The sequence below is a fragment of the Candidatus Palauibacter sp. genome, from assembly GCF_965261555.1.
Lineage (GTDB): Bacteria > Gemmatimonadota > Gemmatimonadetes > Palauibacterales > Palauibacteraceae > Palauibacter.
In genome coordinates this window covers 2,459,029-2,482,069 of the sequence record NZ_OZ253465.1, presented here as the reverse complement: position 1 = coordinate 2,482,069, position 23,041 = coordinate 2,459,029, and the positions used below count along the sequence as shown (strand labels likewise).

Below are 23,041 nucleotides of genomic sequence, written 5' to 3'. Positions count from 1 at the left end.
GGAACCCGCCGCCGGAGTTACCCAAATGAACACGCGTTTCGGTCGCCTTCCCCGCCGCTCGCCCCGTTCCGCGCTTTGCGCCGGACTTCTCGCCCTTCTCGCGACCGCGGAGATGGCTGCGCAGGGCACGGAACTCGAAGTCGGCCGGACGTTGCAGGGCACGCTCGCCGCGGGCGACACGGCGCGCTACGCGATCGAGGCGGACGAGAACGACTTCGTCCTCGGCGAGGTGAACCAGATCTCCGTCGACGTGACCGCGCGCGTCCTCGACCCGGAAGGGACGCAGGTCGGCCGCTTCGGCGGGCTGGGGCACGGCGTCGAGCGCTTCGGCGGGCGGACGACCGGCGCGGGCGTCCACACGCTGGAGCTGTTCGTCGCGGGAGACGACGCCGAGGCCGGCGGGCGCTACGAGGTCACGCTGCTGCGGCACGAACCCGTCGCGACGGATCCGGAGGGGCTCGCCGACCAGATCATGTCGCGCTTCGACGGTGCGCACTCTCCCGGCGGCGCGGTCCGCGCGTGGCGCGACGGCCGCACGCTCTTCTCGAAGACCTACGGGATGGCGAACCTCGCCTACGGCCTCCCCTTCGAGGAGGACACGCGGACGAACATCGGCTCGACCTCGAAGCAGTTCACCGCCTTCGCGGTCATGCTGCAGGCGGAGCGCGGACTCCTCTCCCTCGAGGATGACATCCGCAAGCACATTCCCGAACTCCCGGAGTTCGATCAAACGATCCAGGTGAAGCACCTCGTCACCCACACGTCGGGACTGCGCGAATTCCTGAACCTGCTGCGGATGACGGGCCGCCGCCTCGACCACGGGGACTGGATCGACCGCTCGGAACTCGTCGACATCGTACAGCGGCAGCCGGCGCTCCAGAACGAGCCCGGCGGCGAGTGGAACTACAACAACACGGCGTTCGGCCTCGCGGCGGTGATCGTGGAGCGCACCTCCGGGCAGGACTTCCACGTCTTCATGCAGGAGAACGTATTCGGACCGCTGGGGATGACCGGGACCATGGTGCGGCCCTCCACGCGGCACATCGTCCCGAACATGTCGGAGGGCTACACCCCGGGCCCGGACGGCTACCGCCAGATTGGAGACCTCGGCGGCGCGGTCGGCGCGGGGGCGATCTACAGCACGATCGGCGATCTGCAGACGTGGGCCGAGAACTACGCGAACCCCCGGGTCGGAACGCGGGAGAGCATCGATGAGATGATGACGTCGTTCGTGCTCAACGACGGGGAGGAAACGGGGTACGGCTACGGGCTCTCCGTCGACGAGCAGCGCGGGCTGAAGCGGGTGAGCCACGGGGGCGCGGACGTCGCGCACCGCTCGATGTTCGTCTACTTCCCCGAGATCAACGCCGGCCTCACGACCCAGAGCAACCACGCGCAGTTCAACAGCGGCGTGGCCTACGAACTCGCCGCGGCCTTCTTCGGGGACGCGATGGAGGAGGAGGAAGACGCCGCCGGCGCGTCCGGGGAGTTCGATCCGGACGACTTCGACCCCGACGCCTTCGACGAGTTCGCCGGCCGCTACGCACTCGACGCGGCGCCGAACTTCATCCTCACCTTCACGCGCGAGGACGACACCTTCTACACGCAGGCCACGGGACAGCAGCGCCTCGAGATGGTCCCCACCTCCGACTCGACCTTCCGCCTGCTCGCCGTCGAGGCTTCCGTCACCTTCCTGCGGGATCCGGAGGGCGACGTCGAGGGGCTCACGCTGCACCAGAACGGGGACAACCACGCCACCCGCCTCGAGGATGACGAGGCCGAGGCCTGGGAGCCGACGGCGGAGGATCTCGCCGACTTCGCCGGACGCTTCTTCAGCGAGGAGCTGGAGACGTTCTACGCCTTCTCCGTCGAGGATGGCAGTCTCGTCCTGCACCAGCGCAGGCTCGACCGCGCGGAACTCGAACCCGGCGAAGAAGATGAGTTCTCGGGCGGCGGTCTGTCGTTCGCCTTCGAGCGGGACCGCAATGGACAGGTGATCGGCTTCTACCTCTCCAACGTCCGTACGCGCGACGTCCGCTTCGGCCGGGTCCGCTGACAGAAGCGGGCGGCCGACGTAACTTTCCGCACCATACAAAACGATGCTTCGCCCACAGTCCAGGCGACGGTCAGGAGGCGCTCGCGATGAGAGAACTCGGGGTTGGTTTCGGTCTTGGCATGAAGCGCGCGACCTTTCTCCTGGCGGCGGTGATCGCTCTTGGGGCCATTCCCGGCTCCGCCTCGGGGCAGGGGCGCGTCTCGGGGTCGGTCACGGACGAAGTCACCGGCGCGCCCCTCGCGGCCGTGCAGGTCGCGGTCGTTGACGCACAGAACGCAGTGGCCGCCCAGGCCGCCACGGGACCCGGCGGGACCTACGTTATCGACGGTGTCGCCGCGGGTACGTATTCGATCCGCTTCACGTCGCCGGGCTGGGTTACCGTGACCATCGAGTCGCAGTCGGTCGCGGCCAGCCAGTCGACGACGGTCTCGACGACCATGACCGCGCGGTCCTACGACCTCAACCCGCTCACCGTCACGACCTCCCGGACCTACGAGAAGGCGCTGGAGGCGCCGGCCGCCGTGGAGGTCGTTTCCACGCGCGACCTGGAGGAGCGCCAGGTTACGAATCCGGTAGAGCACGTGGAGCAGCAGCCGGGCGTCGATGTGGCCCGCACCGGAATCCGAGGCCGTTACGCGGTGCTGCGCGGCTTCAACAACATCTTCTCGGGCCGCTCGCTGTTCATGACGGATAACAGGATCGCACGTGTCCCCTCGCTCCGCGTGAACCTCTTCTACCTCAACCCGACATCGGAACTCGACATGGACCGCGTCGAGACGGTCCTCGGTCCGGGGTCGGCGCTTTACGGTCCGAACGCAGCGAACGGCGTCATCCACTACATGACGAAGTCGCCCATTCGCTCGCCGGGGGCGAGCTTCTCGGTCGGGGGCGGCCTCCGGCAGCAGGGACCCGATGCGGGGCTCGGCAGCGGTCCGATCGCCGGCGGCGACGCGGGGCTGTTCCAGTTCGACGGACGGATCGCGGTGGCGCCGAGCGACAAGTTCGGTTTCAAGGTCTCCGGGCAGTACTTCGACGCGACTGAATACGAGTTCAACGATCTGGTCGAGGCGCAGGCGCGGGCGGCGGGGCAGGGGTGCATCGCAGCCCGGTTCGACCCCACCGCAGAAGCCTGCGGGCCGTTCACGCCCGGGCTCGACCTGACGAATCCGGCGGACCAGGCCGTGCTGGCGCAGTCCGCCCGCAACGTGGCCATGGGTCGCGATGACGGGCACAGGAACTGGGCCGTGGACGCGCGCATGGACTTCGAGCCGTCGCCGGGGACGTCGCTCGTCCTCTCGGGCGGACGGAACGTGGCCGCGCGGGCGACGAACCTCAGCGGTCTGGGCGCATCGAACGTCACCAACTGGGGCATCACCTACGGACAGGCGCGCTTACGGCACAAGGATCTGTTCGCGCAGGTCTTCTACAACTACAACACGAACGACGAGACCTTCCTCCTCCGCTCCGGCCGTCCCCTGTTCGACAACTCATCGCTGCTTGTCGGACAGGTGCAGCACCAGACGCGTTTCGGTTCGGCACACCGGCTCATCTACGGGGTCGACTACCTCGGGACCAATCCGGACAGCCAGGGCACGATCAACGGACAGTTCGAGGACGACGACCAGACGACCGAGATCGGCGGCTACGTCCAGTGGGAGTGGGCGCTGAGCCCGAAGTTCGATTTTACGGGCGCCTTCCGGTACGACTACAACAGCAGCCTCGCGGATCCCGTCTTCTCGCCCCGCGCCGCACTCGTGTTCAAGCCGGACGCCTCGAACTCGTTCCGGGTCACGTTCAACCGCGCCTACTCCACGCCTTCGTCCAACAACCAGTTCCTGGACATCTCCGGTGGTACGATCCCCATCCCGGGTACGCCGTTCTTCTACGATCTTCGCGCCACGGGCGCCGGCGGCAACGGGTACGCGTACATGCGGGACTCGAGCGGCATCCCGATGCACATGTCTCCCTTCAACGTGTTGGGCGGCGGGAGCGCGAGACAGTTCCTGCCCAGCACGACGGCCCAGCTCTGGAGCACGGCGGTAACGTCGATCAACGCGCTCGCCGGCAGCGATCCGCTGCTGTCGCAGTTGGCGGCACTCCTGCCGCTGATCCCCGTCCCGTCGGCCGACCAGGTGGGCGTCCTGGCCCTGCTCCTCGACACGGAGACGGCGGGAGGCGGCGCGCCCCCACCAGGCTGCGTGGCGCCGCCGTTCTGCGAGGCCGTCGACCTGGCCGCGCTTCAGGACATCGAGGCGCTGGGACCAACCGTGAGCAACACGTTCGAGGTCGGTTACAAGGGGGTGTTCGGGGACCGCGTCTCTTTCGGCGCCAACGCCTGGTTCACGCGCTACGACAGCTACATCTCGCCCCTGCGGCTGCTCTCGCCCCACCTGTTCCTGAACGGCCCCCAACTGAACGCGTACTTGGCGAACGTGTTCCGGCAGTTCGTGGGGGTCGCCTTCCCCAACGAGGCGGTGGCGGTGGGGACCGCCCAGCTGGTCGCGGATTTTGCCAGCCAGATTCCGTTCGGAACCGTCACGCCCACGAGCGCCGGCGGCACGGCGGCCGCCATGGTGCTCGGATACCAGGATGTGGGCGGGTTCGACGTGATGGGTGGCGAGCTCGGGGCCGGCTTCCTCGTCAGCGACCAGCTTGAGATGGCCGCGTCGCTGTCCATGATCAACAAGAACTCCTTCGAGACGGCCGGCGAGCTCGTGCGGGAGGTGTCGCTGAACTCGCCGACCGTGCGGGGCACCGCGTCACTCACGTACCGGAACGATGATACCGGCATCAACGGCGGCCTGCGCTTCCGCGCGCAGAACGGCTATCCCTTCAACTCCGGGCCGTGGGTGGGCGACCTCGAGGCGGTGACCACGCTCGACGCGAACTTCGGTTTCCGCGTGCCGGGGTACGATGACCTCCGGTTCCAGGTCGACGTCTCGAACGTCTTCGACCAGGCGTACCAGAGCATGGTGGGGGCCCCGATGATCGGCCGCGTAATCCTCGCCAGGCTGCGCTGGGACTTCAGCCCGTTCTAGCTGTGGGGGCACCGGAGCCGGGAACTGCGGTTCGGTTGCGAAGGAAGGGGGTGCGGCGGGCTTGACCCTCCGCACCCCCTTCGACCATCGAAGCCACATGCCGGGGGTGGGGCTCGAACCCACACGGGGATGGACCCCTTCGGATTTTAAGTCCGATGCGTCTGCCAATTCCGCCACCCCGGCGCGTTGGGCGGGGCCCGGAAGCTAACGCCTCGGCGGGGGGCGGGGCAGCCGGGCCGGGTCCGGTATCGCTCCTCCACGGGCCGCCTCGCCTTGCGAACCACGCGGCGGCGGGCCCAGCATGGGTCAGGGACTTCGCCGGGAGGCCGCCATGAACCGATGCCCGAAACGACGCTTCCTGCCAGGCTTCGCCGCGCTGCCGCTGCTGCTGCTAACCGCCGGCGCCGGGTTCGCCCAGGCACACCCCAACCCCGCCACGCCCGACTCGCTGCGCCAGATCCAGACGATGGAGCCGCGCATCGGGCCGCCGGGCACCGAGGTCAGCCTCTACACCGAGAATATCCCGCTCCAGGCGAGGGTGGTCGTCGGTCTGGGCGCCATCGGCACGGGCTTCGAGGAACTCGGGACCGGCGACCAGGGCGAGTTCGGCGAGATCGGAGCCACCGTGAACGTGCCGGAGACGGCGACGTGGGACCGCGCGGTCGTCTTCATCATCTTCAACGGGAACTTCGCCCCGACGGGGCTCTCCGACCCGTTCCACGTGACGGATGCGGACGGTCGGATTCAGCGCACCGGCACGATCTCCGGGCAGGAGAACGGCTGCGTGACGTTCCAGGATCGGGACGGGTACTTCTACACGCTGGCCGGCGACCTGGGAGACGCCGAGACCGGGGATCACTTCATCGTGGAAGGGGCCGCGTCGCGTTCCGTCGCCTGCCCGAACGCGGACACGATCGAGGTCGACCGCATGGAAGAAACGGAACCGGTCGAGCGCCCCCGCCCGGGGCCGTCCGGCTAGCGCCGCGGTAGCCTGCTCGCCGCCGCCGGGCGCTTCAGCGCCTGGAAGAGCCGGTGACTTCAACGAGGAAGATGACGAGCAGCGTGATCAGAACGGGGATGGCGAGGAGCCATTCCTGCAGTTCGGGCATCGTGTCTTCTCCTTATCGTTTGCCGGTGCTGCCGAGTCCGCCGGCGCGATCCGTCGAGATCGAGACGGACCCCTCCTCCCAGCGCGCGACCTGGTACTTGTGGAGGACGACCTGGGCGATCCGTTCGCCGTGTTCGATCCGAATGGGGTGCGGCGCCGAGTTCAGGACGAGGACGAACCACTCGTCCGGATAGTCCGCGTCCACGGTACCGGGCGCGTTGGGCACCGTGAGCCCGCGCTTCCAGGCGAGCGACGACCGCATGCGAATCTGCGCCTCATAGCCGTCCGGCAGGCGGGCGCGGAAGCCCGTCGGCACGAGCGCACGGTCGCCGGCCTCGAGTTCGATCGACAGCCGACCCTCCTCTCCGCGCGTCGGGTGCACGGGGGTGGTTTCACGGCTCGTGCTTCGGTGGACTCGGACAGGGCCGCACGTCAGGTGCGCCCGAATATCGTAGCCGGCCGACTGTTCCGTGGCGCGTGTCGGAACCCGGACACCGTCCGCCAGCTTTTCGAAAATGACGCGGGCGCCGTTGGCGTCGGACAAGAACCCTCGCTCCCGTCTTCAGGAAAGGTCTATCGGAACCGGTACGCCCATTCTGCGGCGGCGGACATGAATCTGTCGAGGTGCTTCCCGGTCGTGCCGTCCGCCAACTCGAGATCCTCGTCGAACACGGCGCCCGCCCCCGACAGCAGGACGCGCGGCTGCGGCATCACGTGGGCGTTCAGCCCCGCGAGCGATTCGCGCAGCGAGCGCTGGGCCAGCGCCGTCCCCAGGCGGCCCGGCGTCGCGCCCATAATGGCCACGGGTTTGGCGTCCCATGCCTGGGGACGCGGAGGCCGCGATCCCCAGTCCACTGCGTTCTTGAGCACCGCCGGGAGCCCGGCGTTGTATTCGGGCGTCACGAGCAGGATGAGATCCGCCGCGTGCACCGCGCGCTTGAATTCCGCGACCACATCGGGATCGCCGGCGGCCTCCACGTCTCCGTCATAGAACGGGAGGCGGGACGGATCGAACTCCCGGGTCTCGACGCCGTCCGGGGCCCGCGCGATCGCGGCCCGCAGGAGCGCCCGGTTGAACGACCGCCGGCGGCAGCTGCCGGCGATGGTGAGCACGGAGAGCGGCGCCGGAGCCGATGCCGACGCCGAATCTGTTCGGTGTGTCATGGGCCGGAGAGTGCGCCACGCAGGGACCGTGCGCAAATTGCGACGCTCCCCGGCCGCAGCAACGTTTCCGCGGGAACATCACACTTCGAGGAGCCGTCCGATGAATCCGACGAAACAGTCTTCGTTCGTGAACCGCCTGATGCTCGCCGTCACCCCGTACGCCCTTTCGCTTGCACTCCCGGTCGCTACCGCAGGCGCGGCGGCCGCCCAGCAGGCCTCGAACGGAGACGCGGATCCGGAGAACGAGAACCTCCCGCTGCCCGTCGACCGCACCGTCGCCATGGACATGACGGTGGGGAGCTGGATCTCTCTCGACGTGAGCCCGGACGGGGAGACGATCGTCTTCGACTACCTCGGAGATCTCTTCACGATCCCGATCGACGGCGGGGATGCGACGCAACTCACATCGGGGATGGCCTTCGACGCCCAGCCCCGCTTCTCTCCCGATGGCGCGCGGATCGTCTACACGTCCGACCATGACGGTGGGCAGAACATCTGGGTCCGCTCCCTCGACGGCTCCGACACGACGCAGATCTCGAAGGGCTCCGCCAACCGGGCCGAGTCTCCCGAGTGGCTCCCGGACGGGGACTACATCGTCGCGTCGATGGGCGGCTTCCGAGGGGGCGGGCTGCCGAAGCTCAAGCTGTTCCACGTGGACGGCGGGAGCGGCATCCAGCTCGTCTCGGAACCGGACAACCTGAAAATGCTCGGGGCCGCGGTCTCCTCCGACGGCCGCTACATCTGGTACGCGCGGCGGACCGGCGACTGGACGTACAACGCGCAGTTCCCGCAGTACCAGCTCGAGGCGTACGACCGCGAGTCGGGCGAACGATACACCCGCTCCTCGCGATACGGCTCGGCGATCCGGCCCGTGCTCTCGCCCGACGGCCGCTGGCTCGTGTTCGGGACGCGCCACGACGCACACACGGGGCTCATGATCCGGGACCTCGAGAGCGGCGACGAGCGCTGGCTCGCCTATCCCGTCCAGCACGACGACCAGGAGTCGCGGGCCACGCTGGACGCGCTCCCCGGCATGTCGTTCACGCCGGACTCCCGGCACCTCGTCGCCTCCTACGGCGGGAAGATCTGGAAGCTTCCGGTCGAGGGCGGCGACGCGGAGGAGGTCCCCTTCCGCGTCCGGTTCGACCTCGCGCTGGGACCGAGGGTCGACTTCGACTATCCGATCGAGGACACGCCGACCTTCACCGTGCGCCAGATCCGCGACGCGGCGCCCTCCCCCTCCGGCGACCGGCTCGCCTTCACCGCGCTCGACCGCCTCTGGGTGTCGGGCGCCGACGGCACGAACGCCGAACGGCTCACGGACGCGGACATGTCGGAGCACTTCGCGGCCTGGTCGCCGGACGGCGAATGGATCGCGTACTCGACGTGGGACGGGACCGGGGGGCACCTGTACAAGGCGCGCGCGGACGGGGGCGGGGATCCGGTGCGGCTCACGCGCGACGCGGCGACGTACTTCGCCCCCGCCTGGGGCCCCGGCGGCCGGATCGTGGCCGTGCGCGGCCTCGTGCGGGCCTACGAGACGCAGGGCGAGGGCGGCGCGCCGGGCACCGACATCGTGTGGGTGTCCGCCGACCCGGACGGCTCCGATGGCGGGCCGGCCACGCTCATCGCGCCCACCGACGGTCGGGCGAACCCCCACTTCGTGGAGGAGAACGACCGCATCCACCTCTTCCGCTTCCCCGACGCCCTGGTCTCGATTCGATGGGATGGGACGGACGAGAAGGAGCACGTGAAGGTGCGCGGGCCCACGCCCCAGGGCTCGACGCAGGGCCTGTCTCCCTCGACCATCGAGATGGCGCCGCGCGGCGACCAGGCGCTGGTGGAGATCCAGCGCGAGATCTACACGGTGACGGTGCCGCGCGCCGGCGTGACTCCGACGATCAACGTCTCGAATCCGGACAACGCCTCCTTCCCCGCGCGCCGCGTCACCGATATCGGCGGCGAGTTTCCCGCCTGGAGCGGCGATGGCCGCACGGTGCACTTCTCCCTCGGCAACGCCCACTTCTCCTATGACCTCGACGCGGCGCGGGCGTACGAAGACAGCGTGGAGGCGGCCGAAGCCGAGGAAGAGGCCGACGAGGAGGCGGAGGAGGAGGCCGGAGGAGAGGCCGCGGGATACCGCGCCGTCGAGCGCCGCATCCTCATCGAGGCGCCGCGCGACATCCCCGTGGGCGTCGCGGTGCTTCGCGGCGGGCGTGCGATCACGATGAACGGCGATGAGGTGATCGAGAATGCTGACATCGTCATCCGCGACAACCGCATCGAGGCGGTGGGAGCGAGCGGCTCCGTCGCGGTTCCGGACGATGCCGTCGTCTTCGACGTCAGCGGCCGGACGGTCGTCCCTGGCTTCGTGGACACGCACGCGCACCTGCGGGCCCGCGACCAGCTCCACCGAACAGACGTGTGGCCGTACCTCGCCAACCTCGCGTACGGAGTGACGACGACGCGGGACCCGCAGACCGGGAACACGGAGGTCCTCTCCTACGCGGACATGGTCCGGGCCGGGAGCATTCTCGGACCGCGGGTCTACTCGACGGGACCGGGCGTTTTCTGGCAGGACGGGATCGACACCGAGGAGGACGCGATGAACGTCCTCTCCCGGTACGCGGACTACTTCGACACGAAGACGATCAAGATGTACGTCTCGGCCGCCAGGAAGGGGCGGCAGCACATCATCATGGTGGCGCGCGAACTCGGGCTCATGCCGACGACGGAGGGGTCGCTCAATCTCCGGCAGAACCTCACGGAGACGATCGACGGCTATCCCGGGCTCGAGCACTCCATCCCCATCTTCCCGGTGTACGACGACTACGTGCGGCTCTTCACGGAGACGGGTCGGGTCTACACGCCGACGCTGCTCGTGTCCTACGGGGGCCCGTGGGCGGAGAACTACTTCTATTCCCGGGAGAATCCGCACGACGATCCGAAGCTGCGCCGCTTCGTCCCGCACGATGAGGTGGACTCGCGCACGCTGCGCCGGGCGCAGTGGTTCCGCGAGGACCAGCACGTGTTCTCGCGACACGGGGAGTTCGTCAGGAACCTCGTCGACGCGGGGGGCAAGGCGGGCGTGGGGAGCCACGGCCAGCTGCAAGGACTCGGCTACCACTGGGAGCTGTGGGCGATGGCCGCCGACGACATGGACGAGCACGACGCGCTGCGCACGGCGACGATCTTCGGAGCCGAGGCGATCGGGCTCGACCGGGACCTCGGCTCGATCGAGGCGGGCAAGCTCGCGGACCTCGTGATCCTGACCGCGAACCCGCTCGACGACCTGCGCAACACGAACTCGATCGAGCAGGTGATGCTGAACGGACGCCTGTACGACGCGGATACGCTGGACGAGATCCATCCCCGGCAGCGGCCGCTGGCCCCACTCTGGTGGTGGGACGACGAACCGGAGGGGCTCCCGGGCGTAGCGTCCCGCTGACCGAGAAGGCGGATCGGTGCGGCGCGGTTACGACTTCGTGATCGCGGGCGGGGGCGTCGTCGGCGCCTCCGTCGCCTTCCACCTCGCGGAGCTGTCGGACGCCTGGATCGCGCTCTTCGACCGGGGCGAGGTGTGCAGCGGGGGCACGGGACGGTCGTGCGCGATCATCCGCAGCCACTACTCGGTGGCGAGCAACACCGCGCTCACGCTTCGGAGTCTCGACGTGTTCCGCGATTTTCGCGAGGCGCTCGGCGAAGACGACGTGCAGTGCGGCTTCGTGAACTCGGGCTACCTGATCCTCTCGGGACCCGGAGCGTTCGCCGACCGGCTGGCCGACAACCTCGCGCGGCAGCGAGCGCTGGGCGCGGACACGTCGCCCATCGGTCGCGCGGAGGCGCGTGAGCTGCACCCCTGGCTCGAATTGGGCGACGTCGCCGCGATCGGCTGGGAACCCGGGTCCGGCTACGCCGATCCGGTCGCCACGACGCTGGGGTACGTCACGGCGGCCCGGCGGCGCGGGGTCGCGGTCTTCGAGCACACGCCCGTGGAGCGGCTGCATCTGGCCTCGAACGGTGGTCCCGCCAAGCGTCGCGTCACCGGCGTGACGACGCCCGACGGAATCGTGGAGGCCGGGTGTGTCGTGAGCGCGGTCGGGCCGTGGACTCGCGGTCTCCACGCGGACTCCGGTCTGTCGGACGATGCCGAAGCACTCCGACTGCAAGTGTCGCGACATGTGGTGCTGACGTTCGGAGGAGCTTCGTCCTATGGATCTGAATTGCCGATCGTCAAAGATCTTACGGTGGATAACAAGATGTACTTTCGACCTGCCGGCGGCGGTGACGTGCTCGTCGGGACCGGAGATTTCGGAGACCCGCTCGAGGATCCCGACCAAATGACGGCCGCGGCTCCGGGGGAGCTCGTCTCCCTGCAGCAGGCACAGATCCGAGCGCGCATGCCGGCCTTCGAGGGGGCGCGCCTCACGGATTCGTGGGTGGGGCCCTACGACATCACGCCGGACTGGAATCCGGTGCTGGGTCCCGCGCCCGGCCTGCCCGGTCTGTACCTCGCCTACGGCTTTTCGGGGCACGGGTTCAAGATGGCCCCGGCGATCGGACGCTGCGTCGCGCAGTCCCTGCTGGGCGAGGCGCCGGACGTCGACCTCCAGCCGTATCGCCCGGAACGCTTCGAGGAACAAGCGCTGCTCCTGGGCGCCTACGGCGCCGGATCAATCTCGTAGCGCCGTCGGCCCTCCGCCGGGCAACCTCCGCGGAGCGGCGGCTGTCACACAGAGGACCCGTAAACTATGCCTTTAGTAGCTGTGGTCGCGGCATCGCTGGCAGGGTGAGCCGGCGCTTCGTCTCGCGGTCGTGCACAAGTCACCCGGCAGAGGAGGATTCGGAATGATGAAGACGTGGCTGAACCGACCCGCCCTGGCGACCATCTTCGGTCTCAGACTCGTCATCTCCGGCGGCCCCCCGCCCTGGGACGCACCCCTCGTCATTCCCGCCCTCCAGGCCCAGGAGGTCGTGGAAGTCACCGGCCGGGACCGGCCGATCGAGGCCGGGTTCGAGGAGGTCTACCGGGTCGGCGTCGTGGAAGGCGAGCCCTGGGAGATGTTCGCCCAGGTGAGCCAGGTGGCCTTCGACGCGAACGGCAACCTCTACGTCTTCGACGGGACGTCCGGTGGGATGAGTTTCGGAGGGATGAGGCTGACGCGTTCCGGGGAGGTAAGGGTCCTCGTGTTCGACGCGGCAGGACGGTTCGTGCGCGAGTTCGGCTCGTCGGGAGGAGGTCCCGGCGAGTTCAACCAGCCGATCGGTTTCGCGGTGTTGCGGGACGGCACCGTCGTCGTGAGCGATGTCGGCCACCGCGCCTACCAGCTCTTCGACGCCTCCGGCGAGTTTCAGCGCATGGTCCGCGCGGGGGACGATCCCGAGGCCGTGGCGATCCAGGCTCAGGACATTCGGCCGGACCCCCGCGGTGGAGGCGTCTTCGCCGGAGGGAGCACGGGCTCCATCGGCATGAGCGCAGGCGCGGCGGATCCCCCCACCACCCGTCCGTTCCTGCGGGTCGACCTCGGCGGCGAGGCCGTGCGCGCCGACACGGTGGCGGAGGGATGGCTGCCGCCGCGAACCGACCTGGATGATGTCGCGACGGGCCCCGTCCCGGGCGACCTGCGGGACATGCTCCGCGGCATGGCCTTGCCCACCGTGTTCGAGCCGGAGTTTCTCGTCGGCGTCCTTCCCGATGGCGGTATCGTTCACTCGGATTCGTCGGCGTACGCGCTGAAGGTCACCCCGCCGGGTGCGCGGGGCATCGCGCGTGTCATCCGGCGACCCTTCGAGCCCGAACCCGTGACGGAGGCGGTCCGGGAGGCGCGCGAAGAGAGGGTGGCAGCCGCCCGGCGCGCACTCGGCGGCACCGGCGGGTCAAGACGCTTCATGCTGGTCGGCCGCGCCGATGGCAACAACCCTCGCCCGGAGGCCACGTTCGAACTGGAGGACCGCTACTACCACGAGGTGCCCGTGCTGCGCGGCCTCGCCACCACATGGGAGGGCCGCATCTGGGTGCAACGCCGCGGCGAGGAACCGGAGAGCGACGGCCCCGTCGACGTCCTGACGCCCGAGGGGGAGTACGTCGGCACCTACGCGACCGGCGCGACCGAGATGCCGGACGCCTTCGGCCCGGGCGGACTGGCGGCGTTCATCGAGCGCGACGAACTCGATGTGCCGCGCGTTGTCGTGCGGAGGTTGCCGAACGACGTTCGGTGAACCCGGGCGGCGGCGACTCGGCGTCCCGTTGGCCGACGCGTCGAAGCTTATCCCTCAGCCCTCCGGCGTGAGGGCGAGTCGGACGGCGCCGAGTGGGCGGTCGGCGGTGTAGAGCGCGAGTTCGATCCGTCCCGCGAGCAGGTCGTCCAGATTGGCGGCGCTCAGCGCCAGCGTCCCTTCGGCCGACGCGAGGCCCGGACCGGAGAGACGGCGCACGATCGCGTTCGGCCGCGTTCCGTTTCCGCGGCGCTGGAGCACGATCGCGTGGACGTCGGCCGGCCCGAGGGCGGACGTGGAGATGAGGTAGCGGAGGGTGCCGCGCGGAAGGTCGAGGCTGAAGCTGCCCTGGAGCCGAGGGGCGGCGGGCCGCCCGGCCCATCCGCCGTCGCCGGCGACGCTGAAGCGGAGCGGTTCCGGCGCGCGGCCGTCCACGAGCGGGGGCGTGCGGTGAGGTGCGCGGCGCGGCTCGATCGCCCGTTCGAGCGCGTATGCGAACGAGACCAGACGGGCATCGTCGAACGGGCGGCCGATCAGCTCGACGCCGGTCGGCATCCCGGTCCGCGTGAACCCCGCGGGCGCACTGATCGCCGGGAGCCCGCTGTGCGCGGCGAGCTGGCACGTCCCTCCGACCGGCGGCGAGCCGATCCGCGCGGGGTCGCGCCGCAGCGTCGGATAGGCGATCGCGTCGAGCCGCTCTTCGTCCATGAAGGCTACGATCGCTTCCCGCAGCGCGGCCTGCCGCTCCAGCGCGTCGGCGTAGGCCGCTTCATCGCGCGGCCCCGACTCGCTGCGCCGCCGGAAGGTGCCGTCGAGCTGCTCGTGGTGCAGTCCCCGTTCCACGATTTCCCCGAGCGACGCCACGGGCGCACCGCCGGCCGCATCCAGGTACGCGGCGAGATCCACGGCGAATTCGTGCCCGATCACGCTCGTGTTCGCGAGCAGCGAGTCCTGGTCCGGGATCTCGACATCGACGATCTCCGCCCCCGCCGCGGCCATCGCATCGAGGGCGGCGCGGACGGACGCCGTGACCGGAGCTTCCGCGCCCGAATCCGACAGCCACTCCGTCAGCGCGCCGATCCGGGCTCCGTCGAGCGCCTGCGCGTCGAGCGCGGCGCGGAAGCCGACCGGCTCGCGGTCCCGCATCGCCTCCGTCGCCGGATCTGCCGCATCCGCGCCGACCGTCGCGTCGAGGGCGACCGCGAGATCCACGACCGAGCGCGCCAGCGGCCCGCCCGTGTCCTGCGTGTGCGAGAGGGGGATGATCCCGTCGATGCTCGACAGCCCCTTCGTCGGCCGCAGCCCGACGAGGTTGTGGACCGACGACGGGATGCGGATCGACCCGCACGTATCGGACCCCCAGCCCACGGCGCCGAAGCTCGCCGCAACTGCCGCGCCCGTCCCGCCCGAGGAGCCGCCGGGGTTCCTCGCCGGATCGTACGGGTTCCGCGTCTGCCCGCCGAGCGAGCTGATGCTCGTGATCCCCGCCGCCAGTTCGTGCATGTTCGTCTTCGCGAGGATGATCGCTCCCGCCTCGCGCAGCTTTCCCACCTGGAAGGCGTCGTCCGGCGGCGTCCAGCCCGCAAGCGCAACCGTCGATCCGGCCGTGGGCATGTCGAAGGTGTCGTAGTTGTCCTTGAGGAGGATGGGGATCCCGTGCAGCGGCCCCCTCACGCGCCCCGACGCGCGCTCCGCGTCGAGCCGCCGCGCCTGTTCCCTCGCGCCCGGATGGAGGCGGATGATCGCGTTGAGCGTCGGCCCCGCACGGTCGTACGCCGCGATCCGCGCGATGTACGCGTCGACGAGGTCGACGGAGGTCGCCGCACCCGACTCGAGCGCGGCTTGAAGCTCGGGGATCGACGCCTCCCACACCTCGAACGCCGCCGCCCCGCCCTCCCCCGTCTGGGCGGAGAGCCGTGCCGCCGACGAGGCGCCCCATGCGAACGCGAGACCCCACACGATGAGGTGGCGAACGACGAGGCCGCGGGCGACGAGGCTCCGGGGGACGAAGCCGTGGAAGCCGGGACCGCGCGGGGCGAGCGTGCGAGCGAGGGTGCTAGCGGGTTCCATACGCCAGGTGCCTTTCTCCGATGGCCACGAACGTCCCGGAGCAGGTGGCCGTGCGCTCTCCCCCGGAAAGCAGTTCGGCTTCGACGACGACCTTGCGCTCACCCGCCTCGGCGATCCGCGCCCGGAGTTGCACCGGCGCGTCCGAGGGCGTCGGCTTCCGGAGCCGGACCGTGTATTCGGCGGTCACCGTGACGGGCGGATGGTCCAGTCCGCGCGTACGCATGAAGTAGTGCGCGGCACACCAGTTGCACTGGCAGTCGAGCAGCGTCCCGATGATCCCTCCGTTGAGGATTCCCGGGAACGACCGGTGATTCGGCCCCGGCGTCCATTCCGCGATCACCTCGTAGCTGCCGTCCGGGTCGTGGCCGCCCTCCGCCGCCGGGAAGCTGCACAGCCGGAGCCCTTCCGGGTTCGCCGGACCGCAGCCGAAACAGATCGACTCGCGCGCGTACCTCTCCTGCAGCGACTCGCTCACGACGCCCCGGCTCGCTCGCGCTCCACCAGGAACCGCCGGAGGATCTTGCCCGACGCCGACTTCGGGATCTCCTCGAGGAACTCCACGGCACGGATCTTCTTCTGCGGGGCCACGCGCTCCGCCACGTATCCCATGAGTTCCTCGCCGGTGACGTCTCCCGCCCTCACGACGCACGCCTTCGGGATCTCTCCGGCCTCCTCATCGGCCACCGGAATGACGGCGACATCGGCCACGGCCGGGTGGGCGAGGAGGAGGTCCTCGAGTTCGGCGGGGGCCACCTGGTAACCCTTGTACTTGATGAGTTCCTTGGCGCGGTCGACGATCGTCACATATCCGTCTTCGTCCGCGCGTCCCACATCCCCCGTGTGGAGCCAGCCCTCGGCATCGACCGTGGCCGCCGTCGCCTCGGGGTTCCCGAGATATCCCTTCATCACCTGCGGACCGCGGACCCATACCTCCCCGTCCGCGCCGGGTCCCAGCGCCTCCCCGGACTCGAGATCGACGATCATCATCTCGGTGCTCGGGATCGTCGGTCCGATCGTCCCGATCTTGTCCACGTCCACGTTCTCCCCGAAACAGACGTGGGTGACGGGACTCGCCTCGGTGAGGCCGTAGCCCTGGAATACGCGGCACCCGATCCTCTCCTGGCAGGCGAGGGCGATTTCCTCTCCCAGCGGAGCCGCCCCGGACATGATCCAGTTCACGGACGAGAGGTCGTAGCCGTCGACCGCGGGGTGCTTTGCGAGGCCGAGCACGATCGGGGGAACGAGGTAGAGGCTCGTGGCCCGGTATCGCTGAATCGCGCCCAGAAACTCCTCGAGATCGAAGCGGGGCATGGTGACGACGGTCGCCCCCGCTCTCAGGGCGCCGCTCATGACCACGACCATCCCGTAGATGTGGAAGAAGGGGAGGACGGCGAGCACGACGTCGTCGGCGTCCACGAGGCCGACGGCGCTGAACTGTTCGATGTTCGCGACGAGGTTCCTGTGCGTGAGCATCACGCCCTTTGACACGCCCGTCGTGCCGCTCGAATACGGGAGTGTGAGGAGATCCTCGGCGGGATCGCCGATGCCCGCCGGCTCCGCATCCGCCCTCATCCCGTCCTTCATCCCGTCTGCGATGAGGTCGGCGAAGGCGGTGGCGCCCTCCGCTTCTCCGAACACGAAGATCTCTTCGATCCCCGTTCGTGCCGCGACCGCTTGAGCCCTTTGGAGGAGCGGCGGGACGGTGATGAACCAGCGGGCGCCGGAATCGTTCAGTTGGGAGACGAGTTCGTCGTCGGTGCTGAGAGGGTTCAGCGTCGTGCTGCAGCCGCCGGCCATGCCGGTCGCGATGAACGCCGTCGCGTACTCGGGCAGGTTCGGGCTGCAGATGGCCATGACGCCTCCGCGCCCCAGTCCGCGGGCCGCGAGGCCCCGCGCCGCGGCGCGCGCCTGATCACGGAGTTGCCCGTACGTCACCACCCGGCCGCTCGGTCCTTCGATGAACGCGGGCCTGTCCCGGCGGTCTCCGAGCGAACCGAGGAGGTAGTCGGAGAAGGACTTTTTCGGGACGGTGATCGGTGGATGCGGGCTGTGGAAGATCATTCGGCGTCCTTCCGGTGGATTCGGGGGGCGGCGTCGGCCGCCGATACGGGAGCGGGAAGATCGGCAAACCAGCCGCGGCCCGGCAAGAAGCCGGGAGCGCCGCGGCATTGCCGGGCGGGGCGCGTGGTCGCCGGGACCGGCTGCGCCCGGGCGGAGGACCCCGTAGACTCGACTCTCCATGACGTCCACCCGCAAGATCGTCCTATGGGTCGTCGCGATCGGCCTGAGCGCGCTCTTCGTCCGCCTCGGGTTCTGGCAACTCGACCGGCACGGCGAGCGGAGCGCCGGGGTGCGCGCGCGCGCCGAGCGCGCCGACGCCCCGCGGCTCGAATGGCGCGACCCCGGCGATGTGCCGTCCGATACGGCCGGCCTCATCGGCCGCCGCGCGCGGCTCGCCGGCCAATGGGACCGGGCGGCCGAGGTCATCCTCCGGAGCCGTACCCTGGACGGGCGGGCCGGCGCGGAGGTGCTGACTCCCTTCCTCGTCGGCGGCGACGCCGGGCAGACCGTGATGGTCCTCCGCGGCTGGCTGCCCGCGCCCGACGGCCTCCGCCCCGACCTCGCGTCCGGGTGGCCGAATTCCCCTGACCCCGCGGACCCCCGAGGAGAAACCCGAACCCGCACGGCGGTTTCGGGAGTCTTCGTGTCCTCGCGGGACGGACGCGGCGGACAGCCCCTGTGGGCGGAGACCGGCGGGGCGCGCCACCTCGCCATCGCGGGGCTCGACCTGGCCCTGATTCGCGAACAGACCGCCCTCGATCCCACACCCCACGTCCTGCGGGCGGACGACCCTCCCCCGGGCGGCGCCCTGCGTCCCGCGCGTGCGGTCGAGACCGACGCCGGCCCGCACCTCTCCTACGCGATCCAGTGGTTCGCGTTCGCCGTCATCGGGCTGGGCGGGACGGCGATCCTGCTCCGCTCTTCATCCGACGGGAAGTCCCCATCCGGGGCGTCCTCATCCGGGGCGTCCTCATCCGAAAGGCAGCGACGTTGAGCCATCGAAAGTTCTCCGACCGACGGGGAAGTCGCTGGGAGGTACGCGTGGCCTCGCGATCCGAATGGCGGTTCGAGCCGCTGCCGGGCAACCCGGGTGCGCCCCGACGCGTCCGCCCCCCGCTCTACGCCGGGGACGACCCATTCGAACTCAGCGAGCAGGAACTCCAATCGATACTCGGCAGCGCGACGCCGGACGCGAAGACGGGTCGCGGGACTCCGGGCGCCTCGCCCTTCGGGGACGTCCACGAACCGCGCAGGAAGAAATCGCCGTTCCTCGATGACCTTGCCGACGATGACTGATCGATGACCGGCCATCGCCCTCAGGCGGCGTCCATGCCGGCGTTCGCGAAACCGGCATCGGGATTCCGCCGTACGGGCCGGCATCTTCCCCCCGCCGGGCGCGACCCGGCCGCAGTTCCACCCGACATCTCTCAGGAGGCAGACGATGTCTGAAACGCCGCTCGGCCGCTTCTGCTGGTACGAGCTTCTCACTACGGACCTCGAAGGCGCGCAGGACTTCTACCGGCAGGTCGCCGGCTGGGAGACCGGAACATGGCAGGGCGAAGGACCGCCCTACATCACCTGGAACAACGACGGCACGCCCATCGGCGGCGTGATGCAGCTGCCGGACGAAGCCCTCGCCGACGGGGCCCCGCCCCACTGGATGCCCTACCTGTCGACGCCCGACGTGGATGCGACGACGGCGCGGGCCGAGGAGCTGGGAGGTAGCGTGATCCACCGCATGGAGATCCCCGAGGTCGGCCACATCTCGGTGCTCAGGGACCCCGGCGGGGCGGTTTTCACGGCGTACCAGCCTTCGGGACACACGCCCGGGCACAACGGACCGCCCGCCCTCGGAGAGTTCTCCTGGCACGAGTTGATCGCGGGGGACCTCAAGGCGGCGTGGTCGTTCTACTCCGACCTGTTCGGCTGGGAGAAGACGACGCAGATGGACATGGGCGAGGCCGGCATCTACCAGATGTACGGGCGCGACGGCAAGGAGCTGGGGGGCATGATGACGCGGGGCGACGACATGCCGCCGCCGTGCTGGTCGCTCTACATCCTCGTGGCCGACGTGCACGCTTCGGCGGAGGTCGTGAAGGAACTGGGCGGGTCGGTCGTCGTGGGGCCAATGGAGGTCCCTGGCGGCGAGTTTATCCTTATGGGCCTCGACCCGCAGGGAGCCGGCTTCGCCCTGCATAGCAGGTAAGGGCCGAGCCGGCCCCGAGCGGGCCCGGCTGCGGGGCCGGGCGCGTCAGTTCCGCGACGCCGGTCCCTCGCGGTCGGACAGCCCCGGCGGGGTCCCCAGAATTTCGGAAAGGATCACGGCGCGAGCGAGCGAGGGGTAGCGCTCGAGACGTTCCAGCGGACCGTCTCCCGACGCGGAGGCACGCCGACTCGCCACAACCGGCGGAGGCGGTTCACCGAGCGGACGCGCCGCCGCGGGGCGAAGCGGCTCGCGCGCCGGGCTCGAGCGGACGGAGTGCGCCGGAACCGAGGCAGGCGTGACCCGGGGTTGAGGTGAAGGTGCAGGGCGGATGAACGGAGGAGGCTCCGTGGCCTCCTCCGGATCCACATGCCCGACCATACTGCCCGGCCGGCCTTCCTCCGCGGCCTGCTGCATCTGCTGCTCGAGCTGGCGGCCCATGTCGCGCAGTTGTTCGCGCAGGCTCGGGCGCTTCGCCGGTGCGGTCGTCGCGACTCCCGCATCCGGCGGCAGGTTCGGCAGCCCGGGCAGCTCCAGGGGCCCGTCCTCGCCCGTCGTCGGGTCCGCTTCCGGCCCCTCCCCCAGCGCCTGTTCCTGCCGCTGCCGGTTCTTCTTCATCGCTGCGCCGATGCTGCGCACCCAGAGGAAGATCATCAGCAGGATGAGGGGCAGTGCCCCTTCGAGGTCGGGCATCAGCCGTCCTTGTCGCTCTCCGGCGGCTTCGCGATGGACCTGCGCATCTGCGTGTCGCTCTGAATGTTACGGTACTTCATGTAATCCATGATCCCGAGGTTGCCCTCACGGAAGGCCTCGGCCATCGCGAGGGGAACCTCCGCCTCCGCCTTCACGACCTCGGCCTGCATCTGCTCGACGAGCGCCCGGTTCTCCTGCTCCGACGCGACCGCCATGGCACGGCGCTCCTCCGCCTTCGCCTGCGCGATCCGCTTGTCCGCTTCCGCCTGGTCGGTCTGAAGCTCGGCGCCGATGTTCTTCCCCACGTCGACGTCGGCAATGTCGATGGACAGGATCTCGAACGCGGTCCCGGAGTCGAGCCCCTTCGCGAGCACGGTCTTGGAGATGTTGTCCGGGTTCTCGAGCACCGCCTTGTGGGATGAGGCCGACCCGATCGTCGACACGATCCCCTCGCCGACGCGCGCCAGGATCGTCTCCTCCCCCGCCCCGCCGACGAGGCGGTTGATATTCGCGCGCACCGTCACGCGCGCCGTCGCGATGAGCTGGATCCCATCCTTCGCCATCGCGGCGACCTTCGGCGTCTGAATGACCCGCGGGTTCACCGAAACCTGCACCGCGTCGAGCACATCCCGTCCCGCGAGGTCGATCGCGGCGGCCTGCCGAAACGGCAGTTCGATCTGCGCCTTGTCCGCCGAAATGAGCGCGTTCACGACCCGCTCCACATCGCCTCCTGCGAGGAAGTGCGACTCCAGCTCGTTCGTATGGAGCGGAAGCCCCGCCTTGTAGGAGCTGATGAGCGGGTAGACGATCCGCGGCGGAGGGATCTTCCTCAGGCGCATCCCCACGAGACTGCCGAGGCCCACGCGCACGCCCGACGCGATCGCCGTAACCCAGAGTCGGATCGGTACGATCCACGAGAGAATGAGAAGACCGAGCGCGACGGCGATGAGCAGGATGATGCTGGTACCAGCCAGCGGTTGCATATCAGACCTCGTTCCTGTTTTCGGATTCGGGTGTCTCTTTGGCGCGGCGCACGAGAACTCGCCCGCTCGCCACCTCAAGTATGCGTATGGGGGTCCCGGCCTCGAGCCAGGGACCCTCGGTCACGACATGGATGCGTTCATCGTTGACGATCGCGACCCCCGTGGGCCGCAGGTCGGTGGACGTGACGCCGCGTTCACCAACCAGATCCTCGCGCGGGGGCACCGAGAGGTAGCCCGTCTCGCGGCTCGTCGAGGCGCGGAGGAAGAGACCGGAGAATCGGTTGCTGCGGGGCAGGTGCCGGACGAGCGCCCACGTCGCCACCCCCACGAGAATGATCGAGAGTGAGACGAGACCCGCCGCGTTGAACACCTGGTCGAAGGTCGGGACCTGGCCGACCATGCCCATGACGGCCGCCCCGAGCACGGCCGCCGTCCCCAGAATCCCCGCGATCCCGAAGCCGGGGATGACGAGGACTTCGAGCGCGATGAGCACCGCCCCCGCGCCGAAGAGGAGGATCTCCTCGATCCCGGCGAGATGAACGAGGTGGTGCGCCCCGAAGAAGGCGGCCAGCGAGGCGAGTCCCACCGCCCCCGCCACCCCGAAGCTCGGCGTCCGGACCTCCACGATGAGTCCGAGGAAGCCGAGGCTGAGCAGCAGCGGCGCGACCGCCGGGTTCGTCAGAAAGCGGACGATCGCCTCCGCCCAGTTCGGCTGGATCTCCCGCACCGGGGCCGCCGGAAGCCGCGTGACCTCCAGGAGTTCGATGAGGTCCCGGACCTCGGCGTCCGCGACCCCGAGCGCCGTGGCTTCATCCGTCGTGAGGGTGAGCAGCCTGCCGGCTTCGCTCACGCCCGGGACCTCGATGCTCTCGTCGACCATCGCCTCCGCGACGAGCGGATCCAGGCCCCGTTCCTCGGCCAGCGCCCGGAACTCGGAGCGCATCGCGCTCACCATCTTCTCCGGAGCCTTCTCGCCCTCGCCGGTGACCGGCGTGGCGGCTCCCAACGTGGAGCCCGGCCGCATGTAGATCCGGTCGGTCGCGAGCGCGATCATCGCGCCCGCCGAGAGCGCGCGGCGGTTCACGTAGGCGTAGGTCGGGACCTCCGCGTCGCGAAGGTCGTCGATGATCTTCCACGCCGCGTCGACCCGGCCCCCGGGCGTGTCGAGTTCGATGATCACGGCGGGCGCCCCGGACTCCGCCGCTTCCGCTAGCGCGCGAGCCACGAACGGGGCCACGCCGAGTTCAATCGTGCCGGAGATCGGCACCCGAACGACCGTGCCCGCGGACTGCGCGACGGGCACGGCTGGCGCGAGGACCGTGCCGAGTCCCGGCGGCACGGGCCCGCCCGAGGCGGACGCCGCGACCACTGCCAGCCCGAGGGCGAGCAGCGGCGCCGGCAGCCCCGTCAGGCCCGGTTTCATTCCCTGTCTCGTCATGGGTCGCATGG

Annotated in this window: 17 protein-coding genes and 1 tRNA gene; 9 read left to right on the top strand and 9 right to left on the bottom strand. The window is 69.7% G+C overall.

Annotation, left to right across the window (positions count from 1 at the left end; genetic code table 11):
* The first annotated feature begins 25 nt into the window (after positions 1-25).
* Together ACQY5G_RS10670 and ACQY5G_RS10665 are read left to right on the top strand one after the other, a co-directional pair.
* A complete protein-coding gene (locus ACQY5G_RS10670) occupies positions 26-2,056 on the top strand; it encodes a serine hydrolase domain-containing protein (RefSeq protein WP_428273811.1) in 2,031 nt (676 codons plus the stop codon).
* An 86-nt stretch (positions 2,057-2,142) separates the two neighbouring features.
* Entirely contained in the window at positions 2,143-5,094 is a 2,952-nt protein-coding gene (locus ACQY5G_RS10665) for a TonB-dependent receptor (RefSeq protein WP_428273809.1), read from the top strand.
* Positions 5,095-5,192: 98 nt separating this feature from the next.
* Here ACQY5G_RS10665 and ACQY5G_RS10660 read toward each other — a convergent pair.
* Positions 5,193-5,277: transfer RNA gene (locus tag ACQY5G_RS10660), tRNA-Leu, on the bottom strand.
* 148 nt (positions 5,278-5,425) lie between these two features.
* Here ACQY5G_RS10660 and ACQY5G_RS10655 point away from each other — a divergent pair.
* Positions 5,426-6,073, top strand: a complete 648-nt coding sequence (locus ACQY5G_RS10655; RefSeq protein WP_428273807.1) for a hypothetical protein — start codon at positions 5,426-5,428, stop codon at positions 6,071-6,073.
* Between the two features lie 142 nt (positions 6,074-6,215).
* Here ACQY5G_RS10655 and dut read toward each other — a convergent pair whose 3' ends face one another.
* A complete protein-coding gene (dut, locus tag ACQY5G_RS10650; RefSeq protein WP_428273805.1) occupies positions 6,216-6,746 on the bottom strand; it encodes a dUTP diphosphatase in 531 nt (176 codons plus the stop codon).
* Between the two features lie 29 nt (positions 6,747-6,775).
* Positions 6,776-7,366, bottom strand: coding sequence for an NADPH-dependent FMN reductase (locus ACQY5G_RS10645; protein ID WP_428273803.1), 591 nt, complete (start codon positions 7,364-7,366; stop codon positions 6,776-6,778).
* A 100-nt stretch (positions 7,367-7,466) separates the two neighbouring features.
* Here ACQY5G_RS10645 and ACQY5G_RS10640 point away from each other — a divergent pair, with 100 nt between their 5' ends.
* The 3 genes from ACQY5G_RS10640 to ACQY5G_RS10630 all read left to right on the top strand — a co-directional run bounded on the left by ACQY5G_RS10640 (position 7,467) and on the right by ACQY5G_RS10630 (position 13,585).
* Positions 7,467-10,814, top strand: a complete 3,348-nt coding sequence (locus ACQY5G_RS10640) for an amidohydrolase family protein (protein WP_428273802.1) — start codon at positions 7,467-7,469, stop codon at positions 10,812-10,814.
* 16 nt (positions 10,815-10,830) lie between these two features.
* A complete protein-coding gene (locus tag ACQY5G_RS10635) occupies positions 10,831-12,051 on the top strand; it encodes an NAD(P)/FAD-dependent oxidoreductase (protein WP_428273800.1) in 1,221 nt (406 codons plus the stop codon).
* A 163-nt stretch (positions 12,052-12,214) separates the two neighbouring features.
* Positions 12,215-13,585, top strand: a complete 1,371-nt coding sequence (locus ACQY5G_RS10630; RefSeq protein ID WP_428273798.1) for a 6-bladed beta-propeller — start codon at positions 12,215-12,217, stop codon at positions 13,583-13,585.
* A 54-nt stretch (positions 13,586-13,639) separates the two neighbouring features.
* Here ACQY5G_RS10630 and ACQY5G_RS10625 read toward each other — a convergent pair whose 3' ends face one another.
* Genes ACQY5G_RS10625 through ACQY5G_RS10615 form a run of 3 tightly spaced genes read right to left on the bottom strand, consistent with a single transcriptional unit; the run spans position 13,640 to position 17,713 of the window.
* Positions 13,640-15,652 carry an amidase gene (locus ACQY5G_RS10625; RefSeq protein WP_428273796.1) on the bottom strand — a complete coding sequence of 671 codons (2,013 nt, stop codon included), beginning with the start codon at positions 15,650-15,652 and terminating at the stop codon, positions 13,640-13,642.
* Positions 15,639-16,127 (bottom strand): PaaI family thioesterase, encoded by a 489-nt coding sequence (locus ACQY5G_RS10620; RefSeq protein WP_428273794.1) that lies wholly within the window; start codon positions 16,125-16,127, stop codon positions 15,639-15,641. The genes ACQY5G_RS10625 and ACQY5G_RS10620 overlap by 14 nt, the downstream gene beginning before the upstream one ends.
* Positions 16,124-17,713 (bottom strand): AMP-binding protein, encoded by a 1,590-nt coding sequence (locus ACQY5G_RS10615; protein WP_428273792.1) that lies wholly within the window; start codon positions 17,711-17,713, stop codon positions 16,124-16,126. Before ACQY5G_RS10615 ends, ACQY5G_RS10620 begins: the two co-directional genes overlap by 4 nt.
* Before the next feature lie 178 nt (positions 17,714-17,891).
* On the opposite strand from ACQY5G_RS10615, the gene ACQY5G_RS10610 reads away from it, so the two are divergent.
* The 3 genes from ACQY5G_RS10610 (at position 17,892) to ACQY5G_RS10600 (ending at position 19,919) form a co-directional block, all read left to right on the top strand.
* Entirely contained in the window at positions 17,892-18,707 is an 816-nt protein-coding gene (locus tag ACQY5G_RS10610; protein ID WP_428273790.1) for an SURF1 family protein, read from the top strand.
* Between the two features lie 47 nt (positions 18,708-18,754).
* A complete protein-coding gene (locus ACQY5G_RS10605) occupies positions 18,755-19,009 on the top strand; it encodes a hypothetical protein (protein WP_428273788.1) in 255 nt (84 codons plus the stop codon).
* 145 nt (positions 19,010-19,154) lie between these two features.
* The gene (locus ACQY5G_RS10600; protein ID WP_428273786.1) at positions 19,155-19,919 is read left to right on the top strand and encodes a VOC family protein; all 765 of its coding nucleotides are present in this window, start codon (positions 19,155-19,157) and stop codon (positions 19,917-19,919) included.
* Positions 19,920-19,964: 45 nt separating this feature from the next.
* On the opposite strand, the gene ACQY5G_RS10595 is transcribed toward ACQY5G_RS10600, so the two are convergent.
* From ACQY5G_RS10595 to ACQY5G_RS10585, 3 genes are read right to left on the bottom strand one after another with little or no spacing between them, the layout of a single operon-like run.
* Entirely contained in the window at positions 19,965-20,609 is a 645-nt protein-coding gene (locus ACQY5G_RS10595) for a hypothetical protein (protein ID WP_428273784.1), read from the bottom strand.
* Positions 20,609-21,592 carry a flotillin-like protein FloA gene (floA, locus tag ACQY5G_RS10590; protein WP_428273782.1) on the bottom strand — a complete coding sequence of 328 codons (984 nt, stop codon included), beginning with the start codon at positions 21,590-21,592 and terminating at the stop codon, positions 20,609-20,611. Before floA ends, ACQY5G_RS10595 begins: the two co-directional genes overlap by 1 nt.
* Before the next feature lies 1 nt (position 21,593).
* Complete coding sequence (locus tag ACQY5G_RS10585; protein ID WP_428273780.1) at positions 21,594-23,015, bottom strand: NfeD family protein; 1,422 nt, start codon at positions 23,013-23,015, stop codon at positions 21,594-21,596.
* Positions 23,016-23,041 lie beyond the last annotated feature (26 nt).

Excerpts from the sequence above, each read along its gene's own strand:
- ACQY5G_RS10610 (WP_428273790.1), top strand. The coding sequence starts at position 17,892 with ATGACGTCCACCCGCAAGATCGTCCTATGGGTCGTCGCGATCGGCCTG.
- ACQY5G_RS10585 (WP_428273780.1), bottom strand. The coding sequence starts at position 23,015 with ATGAAACCGGGCCTGACGGGGCTGCCGGCGCCGCTGCTCGCCCTCGGG.
- ACQY5G_RS10640 (WP_428273802.1), top strand. The coding sequence starts at position 7,467 with ATGAATCCGACGAAACAGTCTTCGTTCGTGAACCGCCTGATGCTCGCC.
- ACQY5G_RS10670 (WP_428273811.1), top strand. The coding sequence starts at position 26 with ATGAACACGCGTTTCGGTCGCCTTCCCCGCCGCTCGCCCCGTTCCGCG.
- floA (WP_428273782.1), bottom strand. The coding sequence starts at position 21,592 with ATGCAACCGCTGGCTGGTACCAGCATCATCCTGCTCATCGCCGTCGCG.
- ACQY5G_RS10615 (WP_428273792.1), bottom strand. The coding sequence starts at position 17,713 with ATGATCTTCCACAGCCCGCATCCACCGATCACCGTCCCGAAAAAGTCC.
- ACQY5G_RS10630 (WP_428273798.1), top strand. The coding sequence starts at position 12,215 with ATGATGAAGACGTGGCTGAACCGACCCGCCCTGGCGACCATCTTCGGT.
- ACQY5G_RS10625 (WP_428273796.1), bottom strand. The coding sequence starts at position 15,652 with ATGGAACCCGCTAGCACCCTCGCTCGCACGCTCGCCCCGCGCGGTCCC.
- ACQY5G_RS10645 (WP_428273803.1), bottom strand. The coding sequence starts at position 7,366 with ATGACACACCGAACAGATTCGGCGTCGGCATCGGCTCCGGCGCCGCTC.
- ACQY5G_RS10595 (WP_428273784.1), bottom strand. The coding sequence starts at position 20,609 with ATGCCCGACCTCGAAGGGGCACTGCCCCTCATCCTGCTGATGATCTTC.
- ACQY5G_RS10665 (WP_428273809.1), top strand. The coding sequence starts at position 2,143 with ATGAGAGAACTCGGGGTTGGTTTCGGTCTTGGCATGAAGCGCGCGACC.
- ACQY5G_RS10600 (WP_428273786.1), top strand. The coding sequence starts at position 19,155 with ATGTCTGAAACGCCGCTCGGCCGCTTCTGCTGGTACGAGCTTCTCACT.
- ACQY5G_RS10655 (WP_428273807.1), top strand. The coding sequence starts at position 5,426 with ATGAACCGATGCCCGAAACGACGCTTCCTGCCAGGCTTCGCCGCGCTG.